Consider the following 16,890-nt stretch of genomic DNA (forward strand, 5'->3'; position numbering starts at 1 on the left):
TTCTAAACGGGCTCTTTCGCTGCTTTCTCCGAGCTTAAAACGTACTCGATTGCGAGCGCCACGCCGTGGTCATCGTTGGCTGCCGTGACATAGTCGCTTTTTTGTTTGATTTCTTCCTGTGCATTGCCCATGGCGACCGCAAAGCCGGCTGCATCGAACATGGGAAGGTCATTGAACTGATCACCGATTGCGACCGTTTCTTCCAGCGGAATCCCGAGGTACGCGGCCATGATCTTCAGGCCGTTTCCTTTATTCCCGCTGATGTTCATGACTTCGATGTTAAAGGAAGAGGAGGATGTGACATAGACGCCCTCAATGGCTTTGAGCGCCGTCTGGAGCCGCTCCTTCTGAACAGGATCCAGCACAAGCAGGAAAAACTTCTGAATCGCAAGCTCTTCGTCCTCCAGCAGTGCTTGAACATTATCAAACGCCTGCAGGCCATCGGCTTCCTCCGGAATGAACGTCATTTTGCCGAAGTTTTCATCTTCATAGTAATCGTCCGGTACAGCCCCAGAATCAAGGACATGCTTTAATCGAGCGGGCCATTCGCGGTGAAAATAAACCCCTTTGGTCGTATAGATTTTAAAGGGGACGCTTTCCCTTTCCGCTGCCTCTGCAATGGCCTGATTATGGGACTCCGGTAATGAGGTCAGCTCCAGAAGCTTTCCATCTGCAAATACCGCCGTTCCGTTGCTTCCGCCCATCGGCAGATCCAGGTCATATCGATCCAATACCTCCCGGATCGACTCTGGCGCCCGTCCTGACAAGACCATTACCTTGTGTCCAAGGCTTTGTGCTTTTTTAATCGCTTGAACGTTTTCGGGACTGATTTCATTTCTCGAAGATAATGTCGTCCCGTCCATATCCAGTGCAAATAGTTTCATTGATGTCTCTCCCTTCCGAGAAAATCCTTATTAAAGTATAACTCTTTCAGCCTATTTAAAAAATGGAATTGCTTAGCATTTTATTTTTTTGGAAAAATAAAAGTGAAGAGGAGGACGGTCCGCTTCACTTAATGGATAAAGGCACAGCACAGCTTACCCGGTTTCTCCCTGCTTCTTTTGCTGCATATAGCGCTTTGTCAGCCTGGTTCAAAAGCTGGTATAGGGTTTCGCTGAAATCCGCATGTGCCACCCCGAAGCTTGCAGTGGGAGAGATGAGGCCTTCCGCCGTCTGGAGCGGCTGCCCGTCGAGCCTGCTCCGAAGCTCTTCTGCAAGCGCCGCACCTTCTGTCTCCGTAATCCCTGCTAAGCCGAGAACAAACTCTTCGCCTCCATAGCGGGCAAGCAGCCCCCGGCCGTTCAGCTGCTCTCTTAACACAGCCGCTACATGCTCCAGGACTTGATCGCCAATGGCGTGGCCATATGTATCGTTGATGCTTTTAAAATAATCAATGTCCGCCAGAATGACGGTATATGGGACCGCTTGCTGCTGCGCAGCCTCAAATGCCGCTTCCCCTTGCTCAAAAAACGCCCTCCGGTTGTAAAGGCCCGTCAGTTCGTCGTAATACGCAAAGTGCTCCAGCCTGCTCTGCAATTGCTTTAGCTCCGTAAAATCCGTAAAGATCAGCAGGATCCCTTCACGGTTGGAAGCATCACGGACCTTGGAGGTGCGGACCTGATAGGTGGACACCATTTCGCCGGAGCCGTGGATTTGGACCTCCCGCTGAACGGAATTCCGCTCCAGATCAAACCGATCAGCACCGTTCGAAAAGATTTCCCAGACCTCTGCAAAGCTCTTCCCAAACATCGACATGTCCAGAAGAGGGAACATGTTCTGGCACGCCGCATTGTATTCCACAATCCGACGCGATTCATCCAGCACCATTACCCCGTCATTGATGCTGTTAAAAATTACATCCTTCGCGATGGGCATCAGCGTAAACATGCGCGAGGTGGTGACCGACCATAAATAGAACAGCGAGGTCAGCCAGAGCACCATCGGAACCGGGTCAATGCCCCGCGGCGTGAGCCCCAGTAAATACAAAAACGCGGTGACCATTGGAATCAGCTGGCCAACGAGCAGCGAAAGCAGCTGAGGCCGGTATGAAGCTGCCGTCTCCCTCCAGCGCGATAGAACAAGCAAAAAGGCCACCAGCATACTCGCGAATGTGTAGAGACCGTTAATGATATACCAAACCCCAATCTCCTGATGCACATAAGGCGCTCCTAAAACGGGATCGAGCTCATATACCCGGTAGTGAAAGTGATGACTATCATTCGTCACCACCATCACTAGTGTAATCAGTGGAACGAGCATCAGCGATAACGAAACCTTCTTCGACAAATGGATACCCAAATACTTCATGACAAACAGCAGCCCCATCGCCGCCGAAAACGGCAGTCCCGCATACAAAACCGCCGTCCAAAACTTGATTTCCCCGAGTGTCGAGGACATTAAAACAAATACTGAACCTATGCAGTAAATTAAGCTGAAAAATGAATGCAATATAAAGACAGCCGCCATACTCGTATAATGCTTCCGCTTTAGGTAAACGTACAAACACAAATACAAATTCAGCACAGCCGACGTACAAATCAGTGTAATTGATACAGTTAGTTCCGGACTCACATTTTTCTCCTTGAAAGGCTTTTCTTAAATGTAGCATACAAACGGAGGGAATGGAGGCAAAAGGGGAGATGGAACAAAAGATTTTTACCAGCTGGAGCAAACATTGCCTGCTTAAGGGCGCTCAAGGACGGAAGCAAGCAGGCGGTGGACAACCTCGTGGTCACGCGGGTCATGCAGGCGGTAAGGATCGCCGGGCAGTGTGTACCATTCCTCAGCACCAACGTAGGTAATGGCAAGCGTAAGAGATCCGTCATCCCCGCAGGCCGTGCGCAGCTCAAGCTCTCCGCTGATCACACCGACTTCAGCTGTCATGACACCGTGAGTTGCAGTGAAAATGGTTGATTTCTTTTCCATACAGGACACCTCCATTCATTCCTGCAAGCACCCCCCAGCTCTTAAGCTGGGAGGTCTTGCGGACACAATCGTTTAGTAGGAGCAGGCGTTAAGCATGCTTTGCAGTTCCGCCTTCTCAGACGACTGCAGGCTTAAATCCCAGCGATACTTCGTATTGATCCACCACTTTGCATATCCGCAATGGGCACTTGTTCTCGTTGGCTTCCACGTGGAAGGATCCTGGTCACCCTTAGAGCGGTTTGAGCTGGCGGTCACTGCAATCAGCTGCGGGCCAGAGAGGTCATTGGAAAAAGATTCTCGCTTATCCGTCGACCAGCTGCTTGCGCCGGAACGCCAAGCCTCAGCCAAAGGGACAACATGATCAATGTCAAGCTCAGACGGAGAATACACCATCACCCCATCATAATAACTGTACCACGTACCGGACGTCACAGGGCAATCGCCGCTGTAAGAGTCCGCATCACGCTTCAGCACCACCTGACGGGTGTCGCAGCCTCCACCCTGGCTGATCCAGTGCGGGAACTTTTCCCGTGAGTAGCCAGTCATAGAACTTTCCGACTTTACCGTTAAAGCATTCAACTGAGACTGAGCTGCGGATTTAGACGGTGTCCCGGGCGGAAACGCCTGTGCAGCCGGCGAGTTAAACTGAAACGCAGCAACCGAAATAATCAGTGCAAACAAGAAATACATCGACTTCTTCAGCATCCATATGCCTCCCTATTTAGCTATTTGATTTACAAGAAAAACATCAAAAAAGAGCGTGTGCGGTCACTAGTGAGAAAGAATAAAGAATGGAGACTCCACTTGTAATCGTATGCCACCGGCAAATTTTCCAGCAAGTTAATAATTTGTAAACGGACCGATCCTGCAGCGAACTCCCTTGCTCCTCCTGCTTCAGCATCCGCTAAAAAAAAAAAGAGGAGGAAAATTAATGAATGTATGTAAAGTATTGATGAAACTATTAAGTTTTTAGAATATGAGCAGATTGGAGGAGTGCCGTTTCACCTTGCAGACGGAATAGTACAAGCATAGGGTTTTTGTGGAAGCTGACGGAGAAAAATGATGGGTTGATCAGACTGGCTGTTTTTACTATTTTTCGGAATGAAGCGAAAGAGGGAACGGCAGAAAAAGAATCCCCCATTCTTTTGTACCGGCCTTTTTCTTTACAGTTATTAATAAATTAGTTGATGAAATGTAATGAGGATTTACCAATTCAACACAATCAGCAGGAAAAAAGAATTCACATGTTCTAGCTGATCTTGAAAAATGCTAAATTACTTGGTTTTAAGTAAAAAAATTACAATAAATTAACAAACTAGGCCTAATAGAGTGGTAAAATAGTACTGAACTTATCTCACTATTATAAAAGAGGTGGAAGAATGAAAGAAGTATCATTTTCAACAAGCTTGTTATTCTTTTGGGTAAAAGGAAAAGTAGAAGTTGATGGTCGATTTGTCAAAAGCAAATTATCAAACACATTATTGGGGTTTATTCCTGCCGGTAAAGACCAGCAAAACATTCCTTTAAAAAACATTTCCGGTGCAATGCTGTCGACCAAATACCTTTTAAAACCAATGCTTTTAGGAATACTGTTATTTTTTATTGGCTTAGGCTCATTAGGTAATGAGTTTTTAGCAGGTTTATTGTTTCTTGTTTTTGGTGTAGGAATTGCCGGAAGCGGTATTCAAACCATCTTAACAGTAGAGAAATCAGGAACACCTTATTTCATAAACGTCCCGTTTTTCGAAAAACAGAAAATGCAGGAATTAAATGATCTTATTCACAATGCATTGGCAGATGATACCGACAAAACGGACTTAAATATGTTTTTTGATAAAAAGGTTCAATAATAAGCAACAAACGCAGAAGGATCCGAACTCCTTCTGCGTTTTTTCATTTTATCTATCCTCTAGTGTTCAGCTGCAGCAACTATTAAATGATCAGCAGAACCACATTAATAAACAGAATCGTCACAATCAGCCCCACTAAAAGCTTTTTCCCGTCCTATTCATTTTCCCGCTTCGCATTCCCCTGAAAACCAAAACACTGATCAGGAGGGTAAGGAGCAGGACGATGCTGGATGGCGCATTAGGCATTTGTCTGTTCAGCAAACTCAGAAAGAGCAGAAAAGCAGAAACCGGAAGATTTCGTAATGCCGGATTTTTGCAAAAGCTTATGCACTTTAAGCTCAAAAAAAGTTGCTCAATTCAGCAGGGAGTGGATGAGGAACTTTCAGGACTGAAGATTTCATTTGCTATCACAAAACAATGGGCAGCTGCCCATTGTTTTGATAAGAACAGGTGACCTGTTATGACGCAGATTTTTTACCGTTCTTCGATTCCTGATACAGCAAGTATAAGAAGTACGGTGCGCCAAGCAGTGACGTTACAATACCCGCGGGGATCTCTAGGGGCCGGATAACCGTTCTCCCGATTGTATCCGCAAAAAGCAGCAGGAAAGCCCCTACAAGAGCAGCGGTTGGCAACAGGTATCGATGCTGGCTTCCAACTAATTTCCTTGTGATGTGCGGACTGATTAATCCTAAGAAACTAATCATCCCTACAGCAGCGACACTGGCTCCCGTCAGGAGCGTACTCAATCCGAGCAGCAGGATCTTCATTTTTTCTACAGACACCCCGAGACCCGCTGCGATTTGACCGCCGAGCATTAAGGAGTCAAGGGCGCGGATAAAGAGAAGCAGGATGAGGATGACGGCAATTGTTACCGGAGCCGCAACGAATACTTGATCCCAGCTGCGTCCAAACAGACTCCCGTTCAGCCAGAGCAGAGAGGTTTGGGCGCTCGTATCCATTTTCAAAAGGGCGAGTTCCACCCCTGATCCGCATAGTGCACTCACAGAAACCCCGACCAAAGCGAGCCGGACAGGGTCTGCCCCATCCTTATATGCCAACGTGTACACGATAAACGTCGCTAATGCTCCACCGATAAACGCAATAAAACTAATCGAAAAAATAGAAATAGACGGAAATAAGCTTACAGAGATGAGCGCGGCCGCCGCAGCTCCGCCAGACACACCGAGAGTATCAGGAGCGGCTAGCGTATTGTTCAAAATTGTTTGCATAATAACTCCCGCTACCGCTAATGAACCGCCGATGAGAATGGCTAACACAATACGGGGAGCACGATAGTCGAATACGATATAGCGGTAATCTGCGTCTCCCTGACCGATGAGCAAATTCATAATTTCAATGGGCGAGATGTAAATATCCCCTATTCCAATGTTGATTATGCCCATAAAGAGAAGTGCCGCTGCCAAAATGATGAAAATGAGCTTTGGGTGTCGTTTTAGCATAAGCCGGTTTCCTTTCTACCGATTGGCTGTTCTGGCAAGGTAAATGAAATAAGGAGCTCCAATCAGAGCCGTTACGATCCCAACAGGGGTTTCATATGGAAATGAAATGAAGCGTGATCCGATATCAGCAAGCATCAAAAGCGCTGCTCCCATTAGGGCAGTAATCGGAAGAAACAAAGGGTTAGACGGCCCAATAAGAAACCGGACAATGTGGGGAGTGATGAGTCCGATAAATCCGATCGGCCCTGTAAAGGCTACGGATGAGCCGGCCAAAAGAACAACCAGAAAGATGATGATTCCTTTTTGCAGCCAAACCCGCTGCCCTAAGTTTCGTGCTACATCCTCACCGAGCGAGAGCACGGTTAACGCCTTCATGGTTAAAAATGAAAGCCCGATTCCAATGATCGAAACAGGGGTGAGAACAGATACACTCTCCCATGTTGAACCTGCGACGGTCCCTGTCAGCCAGATGAGGATCTGATGAATGGATTCATCATTAAAAATCATGATTGATTGTGTTGCAGCGGCGAAAAGCGATTGAATGACCACTCCCACGAGAGCAATTTTTACAATCATACGCCCACCCTGCAAAATAGCCCCCATAAAAAAGATTAGCGAAGCAGCCAATACTCCTCCCGCAAATCCTGCCGCGACCAGCGATATGCCCGTCAGTGAAGGGATAAACACAATCGAACCCACTACAAAAAAAGAAGCCCCCGCATTTATACCGAGCACACCCGGGGAGGCTAGCGGATTTTGAGTCATGCTTTGAACGAGCGCACCTGCAACAGCCAGGCTCGCGCCAGCTAAGATGGTCATCAGCATCCGAGGCAGACGGACATCCTGCAAAACGAGTGCTTGATTCGATGGTTCCTTTGCAAACAGGCCGTTTAAGAGCTCGCTTGCGGTAAAAGAGAAGGATCCAATTTTTAAAGAAAAAAAGGAACTGACCAGCAATAAAAGGATGCTGGTCACGATTACTGTAGAGGTCATCTTCGTGTGCATGTACTCACCTGCCGTAAGAAATGATGCTTATATTAAACCTATTTTGCAAATAGCTCCCTGAAGTCATCCAGCCGTTCATTAATGGCTGGGAGACTGCGCCGGCGGGACCAGTCATTATGATCCAATTCGAAGACCCGATCGTTTTGAACGGCCTTTAGCTGATTCCAAAGCGCATCCCCTTTTAGCTGTTCTACTACCGATGGATCATCCGCATTCTTCGTAAGCAAAAGTGTATCCGGATTAATCTTCAGCATTTGTTCAATAGTTAAATCCTGAGAGGTTTCCTTTTTATCTTCCAATGCATATTCAAGCCCTGCTTCATTCATAAAGCTTGGCATAAAATACGACGAAGTTGGCGTTTCAAATAAGTTACTGCTTGTATATTGGGCCTGAAGAATGGTTCCTTGCCCTTCAGGTACACTTTTTTTTAACTCTGACACGTCTGTCTTGTGGTCAGCAATCAGCTGCTTCGTTTCCTCTTCACGATCAAGAGCAGAACCAATCGTTTCCGTAGCAGCCAATACCTCCGGGTAATCCGCCGTATCGTTTACGACTCCGATGGTCGGAGCTATTTCACTTAATTCTTTATAGATCGCTTTGTGGCGATCAGAGTCGGCGATAATAAGATCCGGCTTTAAGGTGCGGATGATTTCAAGGCTGGGCTCAGATCGCGCCCCAACAGATTTATACCCCTCAATAACCTCCATCGTTGAAGCGGCAATCCGCTCCGGACGTTCATCATCTGCTACCCCAGCCGGACTGATGCCCAGAGCAGCAACTGTCTCAGTAATGCCCAATTCCAGTGTCACTACTGATTTTGGATTTTCAGGCACGGTTGTCGTTCCTAACTCATGCTCTACAGCCTTGCCAGATTGATCCCCTTGAGAATTTTGTGACTTTCCTTCCTGTTGGGAACATCCTGCTGCGAGTACAATAAGACCAATAACTATCCATTTATGTATTGCTTTCATTTTTTCTCCTCCTGCAACCTTCGATTGAGAATAATTATCATTATAACACATTCTGCCTTGCTCTCATGTTTTTTTCTGGAACCGGTACGATCATTATTTCATATGGATGAAAAATTTTAGACATAGGCTTGTAACCGGGGCAGGAGAGCTCGAATCCGAACGGTCGGCAAAAAGACCCTGCTAATAGCAGGGCCCTTCCTTTTTCATTAGCGAAACAATATGGCAAGCAGGGGCTTCGGTACGAATATATTCACCGTTACAATCAAATCGCAAATCCCCTCACAGGCATGATAAGAAGTATACAAGCCTTTACTTTTCCTTTTAACAAAAAAAACACAGCAATGATCGTTACTGTGTCTTAGAGGTCTTTTGGTTCTTCCCAGCGAAATATGCAGAACACAGGAGGAATATAATCCCTAACCCAGCTCCCACTGTCATTGAATACTCAAGGGTCTTCTTCAATGCTAACCCACCTGTAATTGATGCGGCAAAAAACATAAGGAACATGACCGTATAGTTTTTCTTCATTTTTCCATCTGCCCCCTTTACCGTTATTTTACTATTAATATGGATTGATAAAAAGGGGCAATAATACGCACGAAACGCAGAAGGATCCGAACCCCTTCTGCGTTTGTTCATTTTATCTAGCCGCTAGTGTTCAGCTGCCGCAACTATTAAATGATCAGCAGCACCACATTAATAACCAGAATCGTCACAATCAGCCCCAATAAAAGCTTTTTACCCGTCCTATTCATTTTCCCGCTTCGCATTCCCCTGAAAACCAAAACACTGATCAGGAGGGTAAGGAGCAGGACGATGCTGGATGGCGCATTAGGCATTTGTCTGTTCATCGTTCTTTGCTCCCGCGGGACGTTTCCCCTTCTTTAAGAAAAAGCTCATGGCGAGCAGAAAAACACCGGCTCCGAATCCAACCGGTAAGATCAAACCCCTAAACTCAGCCAAAATCCCATTTTCCAACTGGCTCACCTGCAGAATCAATGTTGCGATACAAACAGCAAAGGCGACCCACTGAACCGATCTTTGCGTCATTTTTTTCACAGCCTTTCAGAACGTATCTGTTTTCCCGTTCCTATATGCTCTTACGACCTTCTTTGGAAACGGTTAGTTGATAACTCCATTCTACTAGAAAAAAGAGGAGAAAATGTTGGTTTAAGGGAATAAACCGGCCCCTTACTCTACTTGAATTTATTCTTCGGCCCCTGATCCATCAAAACTTCAACCATGCTCCCGGCTCCCATCACGAGCTTCGGTCTGAACTCCGAGTTCGGTGCGCTGTACAGCTCCAATGGGCTGATAATGACGCCATCCGGGGTGTTGTGGAGAATTCCGGCTACACATGTATAGATCCGGTCGTTATTGTTGGCGTGTTTGGCAGAGATGGTGACGGATGTTCCATTATGGTTGTCGATGCTCATGGACACCTTGTATCGGTAAAAGGAGCCTGTCCCATTGGACTGGGCCGAGTAAACGACTGGAACGACGGCAAGAATTTCATCGGTCAGCCTCAGCTTGATGACTTCCGTCTTTACAGCCTGCTTGCCGCGCCTCACATCTCCCATATGCTCAACCGCACCATTGGCAAAGCTCTGAAGCGGAGGGGTTTTTTTCGCCCCAAACATGGCGACATCCACCTGGTGGCCATCCTTTGTATAGACCTGTGCGTAGATATCATAATCGGTCCCCGTCTCCCAGGACACGGTAGCCGTGATCTCAGGTGTCTTTTCAATGATGACCGGCTTCTTGCCTTTATCGAGATTGATCTGACCCTTTACCTTCTCGAGCTGGATTTTCTTTTCAGGAGCTCGGTTTACAGGCTCCGGCTTCACAGCCGCTTGCCCCTCTTCCACCTCGACCCCGTAATTTCTGCACAGGCCCTCAAGCCCGGAGTCGAAGCCGCGCCAGATCGATTTTGCCTTCGTCTGACCGTTTCTAACATACAGTTCCAGCACCACAATCCCGTTTTCCTTCGTGAAGCTGGAGGGAGTAAACTCAATCACCGTCTCATCCGTGCGTATGGCAGCTTTTAAATTCCGCACATTCGCAAAACCCGTATGGTTGTCCTCCGTCAGCGTAACCGCGATTTTCTGAATGCCTGCCGGAGCTTTATTCATGTCAAAATGCAGGGTATGTACCTTCAGGCTGCCTGCGTTCTCAGAAGGCAGCAGGGTGGCGACACCGGACGGACTCTGCGGCTGATTGTAGAAAATAATCCCGCTGTCCCCCTGGACCTTATCTGCATCCGTTAACAGGAAAGCTGTTAAGGAAATATCGATTCCATTGGACGTTTCATAGCTGACTGTTACATGGCCTTGTGGAGAGCTCAATGTTGTGTTGGCTCCCATCTGCAGCAGTTGGTTCAATTGAATCACTCCTTATCTGGTTTATAAAAATTCCATCCTCCAAATGCCTCAGATGACTCTTGCAGCTGCTGTTTCAAACCAAAAACAATAAGGGCATTCCTGCAAGCAGCAATGCCCCTAACTATTAAATCTATTAATTTAAATCTATTAATCTCTGCCTCTCGCTGCCTGCGTATCCCGGATGTTTTTCTGGATGGTGACCGCTGAAAAGACACTGAGCACAAAAGCCATCGCGTAGAATCCTTTTTCACTTAATGCAATGCTTCCCGCGTTATAAAGACCGATCGCCATCAGCGCAACAGCCGTGATCAGCGCAAACCAGCTGAGCCCGTAATAGATGCCTGAAACCGGAATATCCTCGTCCTTGTCCCTTACCGCCTTCTGCAGGGAAACCGCTGCATACAAGCCGAAGATCAATACAGCAAAATAATAGCCCTTCTCATTCAGCTGCATTCCCGCATTAAACAGTCCGATCAAATAGGCCGCAACGCCTACCACCAGCGCTGACCAGCTCGCCCCTTTAAAAGCCGCCGTCGGTTCGCCTTCTTTTCGTTCCGGCTTCCTCTTAGGTCTGGGCTCCTCGCCCACCATCAACGGATTTTCATTGTACTCAGACATGTGTCGCTCCCCTTTACGGTCATTTAGAATGAATGCTCATACCAAACCCATTATAGCAATTTTTTACATGTGGTGTTACTTTTGGGGGGGATTTTTATTCCGAGGAGTCTGATTTTCGACTTTTAAGGAATTGGAAATAAAAGACTGGTCTGGTCTCTCCATAAATAACTTACTTGAATGAAAAAGCCTGCATGTCTCAGACCCTTTAACATACGGCCACTGGGGTTTTTTTTAACATGACAAAGTGTAAGGCTAACAACTCTGAACTGGTTGAATCTGTTTCTTGCTTATTCCAAAAATAGCATTTCTCCACACGGATTTTTTGGCGTTGTCCAATATTCTACTTATCTACGAGGTGCACTAATCAAAGAAAAACACCGATGAAAACGCTAGAACGATTTAGTCAGTTTGTCGGAAGTACCTTTGCTTATTGGGTCATTTTGTTTGCGGTCGTAGCTTTTATGCTGCCGGATGGATTTACTTGGATTGTTCCGTTTATTACCCCGCTGCTCGGAATCATTATGTTTGGTATGGGCCTGACGTTGTCAGCGACTGATTTTAAAGGCGTGGTAAAACGTCCCTTCGAGGTACTGACTGTTGTAGTCGCACAATTCCTAATCATGCCGTTGCTTGCCTTTGCTTTGGCAAAAGGGCTGCGATTGCCTCCAGAAGTAGCTGTCGGTGTTATTCTTGTAGGCTGCTGCCCTGGCGGAACGTCTTCTAACGTCATGACTTTTCTCGCCAAAGGAGATATTCCCTTATCTGTAACAGCTACAGCAGCAACAACTGGACTCGCACAGATTGTGACACCTGCACTCATTCCCTGGTCTCAGCTGTGGCAATTATAGCCATCGTAGCAGCTGTCGTATCCAACAGTCAGGAGCAGATTGCACAGACTGGACTCGCAATCTTCGGTGTCGTAGTGCTGCATAATGTACTCGGCTTTCTACTCGGATTCGCCTTAGCTAAGCTTCTGCGAATGGATCTGTCCAAGGTCAAAACCACTGCCATTGAAGTGGGCATGCAAAACTCCGGGTTAGGTGCTCAGCTAGAAACAGCACACATCTCCCCGCTGGCAGCTTTACCAAGCGCAATCTTCAGTGTCTGGCATAATATTTCAGGTTCTATTTTGGCTAATATCTTAACGAGGATGGGGACTGTTGAGAAAGAAACTGCACCTAAACGGCAGATATCCTAACGCAATTAGCCATTCTCTTATTAGAGGATGGCTGATTTTCTATTTGGGTCCCGGAATTTCTATTCTAAATCTTTCTCCCCATCACTGAACAAACTAGTGATCTAGGAAAATCCCCCTTATCATTTTTAAGTTTTAATGTTTTTTAGAAATAGGCTATCCACAGAATATTTTTAATTTCCCAATGAAAAAATATCTGAATACAACCCCTAATAAGATTTATAAAATATGTGTTTCACGTGGAGCTAGGTGGGACCCTTCTAAAACGGCAGTTATGAGACGGAATTAAATAAACCAGAAAAGAGGAAGACCCCCATCAAAGTCTTCCTCCCGCTTATTATAAACCTAACGAAATATATTTCACTTCAAGGTATTCCTCAATACCGTGGTGTCCGCCCTCACGTCCAATTCCGCTTTGCTTAAGGATGCAAAAGCCTTATAAATAAAAAGGACCTTGAATCTTAGGTCCTTTACTACTAAAACAAGTTCTTAAACCTAATCCCCTAATAATTAAGTCTCTCCTCTATCTCATTCGTTGGAAAGTAATCCCCATATTCATTTGTTTCCTTCTCACTGCGATTCATGCTAATGGTGCCCACATTTAGGAAAGTAACGGTAAGGGTATCCCAGCCTGTATAGTATAAGAGCTCATCCGATAAATTGGTATAATGGGAAACTGCCACATCTTCCGGAGAGCCCATCTCATATCCTGTTATGTCAGCTATTGCCTTTATCTCTCCATTCTCAAAGGAAAATTCACCACTCAAGTGATTCTCGACGATTTCTTTTATTTCTTCTTCTTTTATTTCTCCCTCTGATATTTGCAGTGCATCCAAGAGCTCAGCTTCCTTTTTAGCCTCAGCCTCAGCTTTTCGTTGCGCCTCTTGTTCCGCTTCTTCTGCTTTGGCTTCAGCTTCAGCCTCTGCTTTGGCTTCTGCTGCTTCTTTTTCTTTAAACCATGGAGCTGCTTCGTCTACCTGTTCCTGTAAGCTTTCATTCTTCTCTTCAAGGTCTTCCGCTGCTGCTGTTTTATCGATCAGCTGTTCTTCCAACCCGCTTATTTTCACACCTGCATTGTCCAGTTGTTCTTGGGAAGGACCAATGAATGAGCCAATAGCGAGAGCGATTACTGCAGTTAATACATATGTCCATTTACTTTTCAAAAACTTAAATACGATATTCAAATTCTATTTCCCCTTATCTTATTCCTAATTACGAACCTTAATTATTTTACCAGAAATATAGTTAAAAAGAACTATTTAATTGATGTATTAACCTCAAGTCTGTAACTTTTGTGACAGTATAGAGGGGAGGCTGCTGATGTGGAACTTTAGAATAATATTAATGGAACGTACCGAAACTTACATAATATTGAATCAAGACTCTACTATCTTCAATAAAATGCTAAAATAAAAGGCATATAATTCAAAGAGGTGGCACTATTTGATCATTTACGAAGCTACAAAGACCGAATTTATATCGGATGTGACGAACGAGCTTCTCGTTGAACGTCTTTATGAGTCTTATCAAAATAAGATTGGCCGTACTTCTAAAAGTGAAATCAACTCATGGGAGAACTCTCTTCACCGCATGTCCAATGTGATGCAAGATGATGAGATTCCGGATGATACATCAGTTGCAATAGAGTTTAAGATTCCGAATACCTCGAAACGGGTCGACTTTCTTATAGCTGGCCATGATGGCGCTCAGGATCATGTTGTCATTGTCGAGCTAAAGCAATGGTCGGAGGTTGAGAAAGTAACGTCTAAGGATGCTCTTGTTTCAACCTACCTTGGGGGGAGTATGAGAACGGTAACGCATCCATCCTATCAAGCCTGGTCATACGCTGCTTTAATTGAAGATTTTAACCAGAATGTACAAGACCAGCATATTGCGTTAAACCCATGTGCCTATTTGCATAATTATCGAAAAGCAGAAAATGACCCATTGATGGATGCTCACTACTCAGACCATCTGGCCAAAGCACCTGTTTTTGCAAAAGGAGAGATCCAGCAATTAAGAAATTTTATCAAGAAGTACGTACGTTACGGTGATCATAACCAGCTGATCTATCAGATTGAGCGCGGTAAAATCCGCCCTTCGAAGTCGCTGCAGGATTCTCTTGCAAGTTTATTAAAAGGCAATCAGGAATTTGTGCTCATAGATGAACAAAAAGTGTTTTATGAAGACGCCTATTACTTAGCGCTTGATAGTATAAAGGCCAATCAGAAGACTGTAATGGTATTCGAAGGAGGACCGGGGACCGGGAAATCCGTGATGGCAGTAAACCTTCTTGTGAATCTAATTAGTGAGGGTTTAACTGCACTCTATGTTTCGAAAAATTCAGCCCCCCGGAATGTGTATGCTTCCAAATTAAAAGGAACGATGAAGAAAACGCAGATTGATAACCTATTTAAAGGATCCGGCAGTTTCTATGAATCTGAAAAGAATGAATTAGATGTGCTCATCATTGATGAGGCACATCGTTTGAATGAAAAGTCCGGATTATTCAGCAATCTGGGCGAAAATCAGATCAAAGAAGTTATTCATTCATCAACATTTACCGTGTTCTTTATTGACGAAAACCAAAAAGTCACGTTAAAAGACATTGGCAGTATCGATCTGATTAAAAAGTATGCAAAGGAATTAAATGCTGAATTTGTCCAGGGAAAGCTTTCTTCTCAATTCCGATGTGATGGTTCTGATGCGTATATCGCCTGGCTGGATGATGTGCTTCAAATCAGGAAAACAGCCAACGCCAACGACAGAGGCGTGGATTATGACTTCAGAGTGTTCGATGACCCGAATGAAATGCTGAGGGAAATAGAAGAGTTAAATAAGAAGAACAATAAATCACGCATGCTTGCCGGCTACTGCTGGGAGTGGCCAAAAAACGGCCGTTCAAATACACTCCAGAAAGATATCGAAATCCCAGAGCACAATTTCCAAATCAGCTGGAACCTCTCCGATAGCATCTGGGCAATCGAGCAGGACTCCGTCTCTGAAGCAGGCTGCATCCACACATCCCAAGGACTTGAATTTGATTATGTTGGAGTCATCATCGGTCCTGATCTTCTCTATCAGGAGGACCAGATCAAGACAGACTACACAAAACGCGCTAGAACGGACCAGTCTCTTAAAGGAATTAAAACAATAGCAAAAGAAAATCCAGAAAAAGCCCAAGCACTAGCGGACCAAATCATAAGAAATACATACCGAACACTCATGACTCGAGGACAGAAGGGATGCTTTATCTTCTGTACGGATCCAGAATTGAATGGGTATTTTAGAGAACGGCTTAATAAATCTGTTTCTTATCAGGATTTGTCACCTCGTCAGGAAGAAGTGGCTGCGGAGAGTCGGAGTGAATATTAATGAAGTTTCTTCGCTTTTCGGGCAGATTCTAACAATTTTAATCGGTAAGTAAGGGAAATAGATGAGTGAATATTCGGAAGATAGTCGGAGTGGGGAATGGCCTGTCATGCTCCTTTCTCAATATGTTTTGAGCAGTGACAGGCATTACTTGATCAAAGTGTGTTAGGTAATCCTGATTTTATTAATTCACATAAATATTATCGTTATGCCATTCTAAAAATTGGTCTTCTGGTGAAACCTTCCTGATTCCATAGATAAAACTTCCATCCAGTTGCTCTAAGATGCTGATACTGGAATGATCTTGTGCAACAAATTTAGAAGATACTTTTATTTCTAATGTTTTGGGCTTAACAGTTATAACTCCTCTATCAAAAGCCCAGTGATGTACTTTACATAAAGCAATACCATTACTTAATTCACTTGGTCCTCCATATGCATGCCAATGAACATGTGCTGCATCAATGCCAAAAGGAATGTTGTTAAATACCGATGAAAAACCACAGATACAACATCTATATCTATAATTTGCTAAAACCTCTTTAGCAAAATTTGAATTTCTTTTTTTTGAACGAACTTCTCCATAAAATAATTGGAGATGATTCCTAATGTCTGATTGGATAGTTTCTGGCCAAAATTTTTCTAGTATATATTGAACTAACTTTGCCCTAGAACTAATATCTGATTTGAGTAACGAATACATTGATGGTTCGAAATATCCATACGTTTCAGGCTCTCTTAATATACTTTTGGATAAAGTTTTCTTACTACTGTATTCAACACCATAAGGAACATTAATGTCCCAAATAATTGAGCTATTTAGATGATGAAACGGTTGTTCAGGCGCAGTCTTTTTAATCGAGCGTCCACCGAAATTTCTTATTAATAAGTCAAGGTCTCGTTCAATATCTATAAATTTAAAAGTATTTTCATTCGCTTTACCCTCTTCTATACGTGAAATTAATAACAAGATTAACAAAGGCTTTTTTAGGGAAGATCCTATTTGTTTTTGTTTATGAAGTTTTATTTTATCTATCTCGGCTATTATATCTTCAAAGTTCATACTCTCCTCCTTTAAAGATTACTAACGACAAATGAATCGACAATATG

The 16,890-nt window shown here is 44.6% G+C and carries 16 protein-coding genes and 1 pseudogene; 3 read left to right on the plus strand and 14 right to left on the minus strand.

Annotated elements, in window-relative coordinates; all coding sequences use genetic code 11:
* Positions 1–2: 2 nt before the first annotated feature.
* The 4 genes from ACQCV8_RS04070 to ACQCV8_RS04085 all read right to left on the minus strand — a co-directional run bounded on the left by ACQCV8_RS04070 (position 3) and on the right by ACQCV8_RS04085 (position 3,630).
* The gene (locus ACQCV8_RS04070; RefSeq protein ID WP_426843262.1) at positions 3–884 is read right to left on the minus strand and encodes a Cof-type HAD-IIB family hydrolase; all 882 of its coding nucleotides are present in this window, start codon (positions 882–884) and stop codon (positions 3–5) included.
* A gap of 124 nt (positions 885–1,008) precedes the next feature.
* Positions 1,009–2,571: a diguanylate cyclase gene (locus ACQCV8_RS04075; RefSeq protein ID WP_426843263.1), complete on the minus strand. Its 1,563-nt coding sequence runs from the start codon at positions 2,569–2,571 to the stop codon at positions 1,009–1,011.
* Between the two features lie 111 nt (positions 2,572–2,682).
* Entirely contained in the window at positions 2,683–2,925 is a 243-nt protein-coding gene (locus ACQCV8_RS04080) for a hypothetical protein (RefSeq protein WP_426843264.1), read from the minus strand.
* A 72-nt stretch (positions 2,926–2,997) separates the two neighbouring features.
* Positions 2,998–3,630 (minus strand): HNH endonuclease family protein, encoded by a 633-nt coding sequence (locus tag ACQCV8_RS04085; protein WP_426843265.1) that lies wholly within the window; start codon positions 3,628–3,630, stop codon positions 2,998–3,000.
* 674 nt (positions 3,631–4,304) lie between these two features.
* Here ACQCV8_RS04085 and ACQCV8_RS04090 point away from each other — a divergent pair.
* Positions 4,305–4,775 (plus strand): hypothetical protein, encoded by a 471-nt coding sequence (locus tag ACQCV8_RS04090; RefSeq protein WP_426843266.1) that lies wholly within the window; start codon positions 4,305–4,307, stop codon positions 4,773–4,775.
* A gap of 458 nt (positions 4,776–5,233) precedes the next feature.
* Here the strand turns inward: ACQCV8_RS04090 and ACQCV8_RS04095 are convergent, their stop codons facing one another.
* The 8 genes from ACQCV8_RS04095 to yiaA form a co-directional block, all read right to left on the minus strand.
* A complete protein-coding gene (locus ACQCV8_RS04095) occupies positions 5,234–6,238 on the minus strand; it encodes a FecCD family ABC transporter permease (RefSeq protein ID WP_426843267.1) in 1,005 nt (334 codons plus the stop codon).
* A 15-nt stretch (positions 6,239–6,253) separates the two neighbouring features.
* Complete coding sequence (locus ACQCV8_RS04100) at positions 6,254–7,243, minus strand: FecCD family ABC transporter permease (protein ID WP_426843268.1); 990 nt, start codon at positions 7,241–7,243, stop codon at positions 6,254–6,256.
* Positions 7,244–7,281: 38 nt separating this feature from the next.
* Positions 7,282–8,214 (minus strand): ABC transporter substrate-binding protein, encoded by a 933-nt coding sequence (locus ACQCV8_RS04105; RefSeq protein WP_426843269.1) that lies wholly within the window; start codon positions 8,212–8,214, stop codon positions 7,282–7,284.
* 348 nt (positions 8,215–8,562) lie between these two features.
* Positions 8,563–8,853 (minus strand): hypothetical protein, encoded by a 291-nt coding sequence (locus tag ACQCV8_RS04110; protein WP_426843270.1) that lies wholly within the window; start codon positions 8,851–8,853, stop codon positions 8,563–8,565.
* A gap of 35 nt (positions 8,854–8,888) precedes the next feature.
* The gene (locus ACQCV8_RS04115) at positions 8,889–9,065 is read right to left on the minus strand and encodes a hypothetical protein (protein ID WP_426843271.1); all 177 of its coding nucleotides are present in this window, start codon (positions 9,063–9,065) and stop codon (positions 8,889–8,891) included.
* Positions 9,046–9,264, minus strand: coding sequence for a hypothetical protein (locus ACQCV8_RS04120; protein WP_426843272.1), 219 nt, complete (start codon positions 9,262–9,264; stop codon positions 9,046–9,048). The genes ACQCV8_RS04115 and ACQCV8_RS04120 overlap by 20 nt, the downstream gene beginning before the upstream one ends.
* A gap of 146 nt (positions 9,265–9,410) precedes the next feature.
* On the minus strand, positions 9,411–10,595 hold the full coding sequence (locus ACQCV8_RS04125; protein ID WP_426843273.1) for a TerD family protein: 1,185 nt from the start codon (positions 10,593–10,595) through the stop codon (positions 9,411–9,413).
* A 147-nt stretch (positions 10,596–10,742) separates the two neighbouring features.
* The gene (gene yiaA, locus ACQCV8_RS04130; protein WP_426843274.1) at positions 10,743–11,213 is read right to left on the minus strand and encodes an inner membrane protein YiaA; all 471 of its coding nucleotides are present in this window, start codon (positions 11,211–11,213) and stop codon (positions 10,743–10,745) included.
* A 380-nt stretch (positions 11,214–11,593) separates the two neighbouring features.
* Between yiaA and ACQCV8_RS04135 the strand changes: the two are divergent.
* Positions 11,594–12,411, plus strand: a pseudogene (locus tag ACQCV8_RS04135) (bile acid:sodium symporter).
* Between the two features lie 500 nt (positions 12,412–12,911).
* Here ACQCV8_RS04135 and ACQCV8_RS04140 read toward each other — a convergent pair.
* Positions 12,912–13,592 (minus strand): hypothetical protein, encoded by a 681-nt coding sequence (locus ACQCV8_RS04140; protein WP_426843275.1) that lies wholly within the window; start codon positions 13,590–13,592, stop codon positions 12,912–12,914.
* Between the two features lie 259 nt (positions 13,593–13,851).
* On the opposite strand from ACQCV8_RS04140, the gene ACQCV8_RS04145 reads away from it, so the two are divergent.
* Complete coding sequence (locus tag ACQCV8_RS04145) at positions 13,852–15,783, plus strand: DNA/RNA helicase domain-containing protein (RefSeq protein WP_426843277.1); 1,932 nt, start codon at positions 13,852–13,854, stop codon at positions 15,781–15,783.
* 181 nt (positions 15,784–15,964) lie between these two features.
* Here the strand turns inward: ACQCV8_RS04145 and ACQCV8_RS04150 are convergent, their stop codons facing one another.
* A complete protein-coding gene (locus ACQCV8_RS04150) occupies positions 15,965–16,843 on the minus strand; it encodes a phosphorothioated DNA-binding restriction endonuclease (protein ID WP_426843278.1) in 879 nt (292 codons plus the stop codon).
* Positions 16,844–16,890: the final 47 nt, after the last annotated feature.

Origin of the sequence: Metabacillus sp. 84, from assembly GCF_050107715.1 — a bacterium.
GTDB lineage: Bacteria > Bacillota > Bacilli > Bacillales > Bacillaceae > Metabacillus_B.

Excerpts from the sequence above, each read along its gene's own strand:
- ACQCV8_RS04105 (WP_426843269.1), bottom strand. The coding sequence starts at position 8,214 with ATGAAAGCAATACATAAATGGATAGTTATTGGTCTTATTGTACTCGCA.
- ACQCV8_RS04150 (WP_426843278.1), bottom strand. The coding sequence starts at position 16,843 with ATGAACTTTGAAGATATAATAGCCGAGATAGATAAAATAAAACTTCAT.
- ACQCV8_RS04090 (WP_426843266.1), top strand. The coding sequence starts at position 4,305 with ATGAAAGAAGTATCATTTTCAACAAGCTTGTTATTCTTTTGGGTAAAA.
- ACQCV8_RS04110 (WP_426843270.1), bottom strand. The coding sequence starts at position 8,853 with ATGAACAAACGCAGAAGGGGTTCGGATCCTTCTGCGTTTCGTGCGTAT.
- ACQCV8_RS04085 (WP_426843265.1), bottom strand. The coding sequence starts at position 3,630 with ATGCTGAAGAAGTCGATGTATTTCTTGTTTGCACTGATTATTTCGGTT.
- ACQCV8_RS04080 (WP_426843264.1), bottom strand. The coding sequence starts at position 2,925 with ATGGAAAAGAAATCAACCATTTTCACTGCAACTCACGGTGTCATGACA.
- ACQCV8_RS04115 (WP_426843271.1), bottom strand. The coding sequence starts at position 9,065 with ATGAACAGACAAATGCCTAATGCGCCATCCAGCATCGTCCTGCTCCTT.
- ACQCV8_RS04070 (WP_426843262.1), bottom strand. The coding sequence starts at position 884 with ATGAAACTATTTGCACTGGATATGGACGGGACGACATTATCTTCGAGA.
- ACQCV8_RS04100 (WP_426843268.1), bottom strand. The coding sequence starts at position 7,243 with ATGCACACGAAGATGACCTCTACAGTAATCGTGACCAGCATCCTTTTA.
- yiaA (WP_426843274.1), bottom strand. The coding sequence starts at position 11,213 with ATGTCTGAGTACAATGAAAATCCGTTGATGGTGGGCGAGGAGCCCAGA.
- ACQCV8_RS04120 (WP_426843272.1), bottom strand. The coding sequence starts at position 9,264 with ATGACGCAAAGATCGGTTCAGTGGGTCGCCTTTGCTGTTTGTATCGCA.
- ACQCV8_RS04095 (WP_426843267.1), bottom strand. The coding sequence starts at position 6,238 with ATGCTAAAACGACACCCAAAGCTCATTTTCATCATTTTGGCAGCGGCA.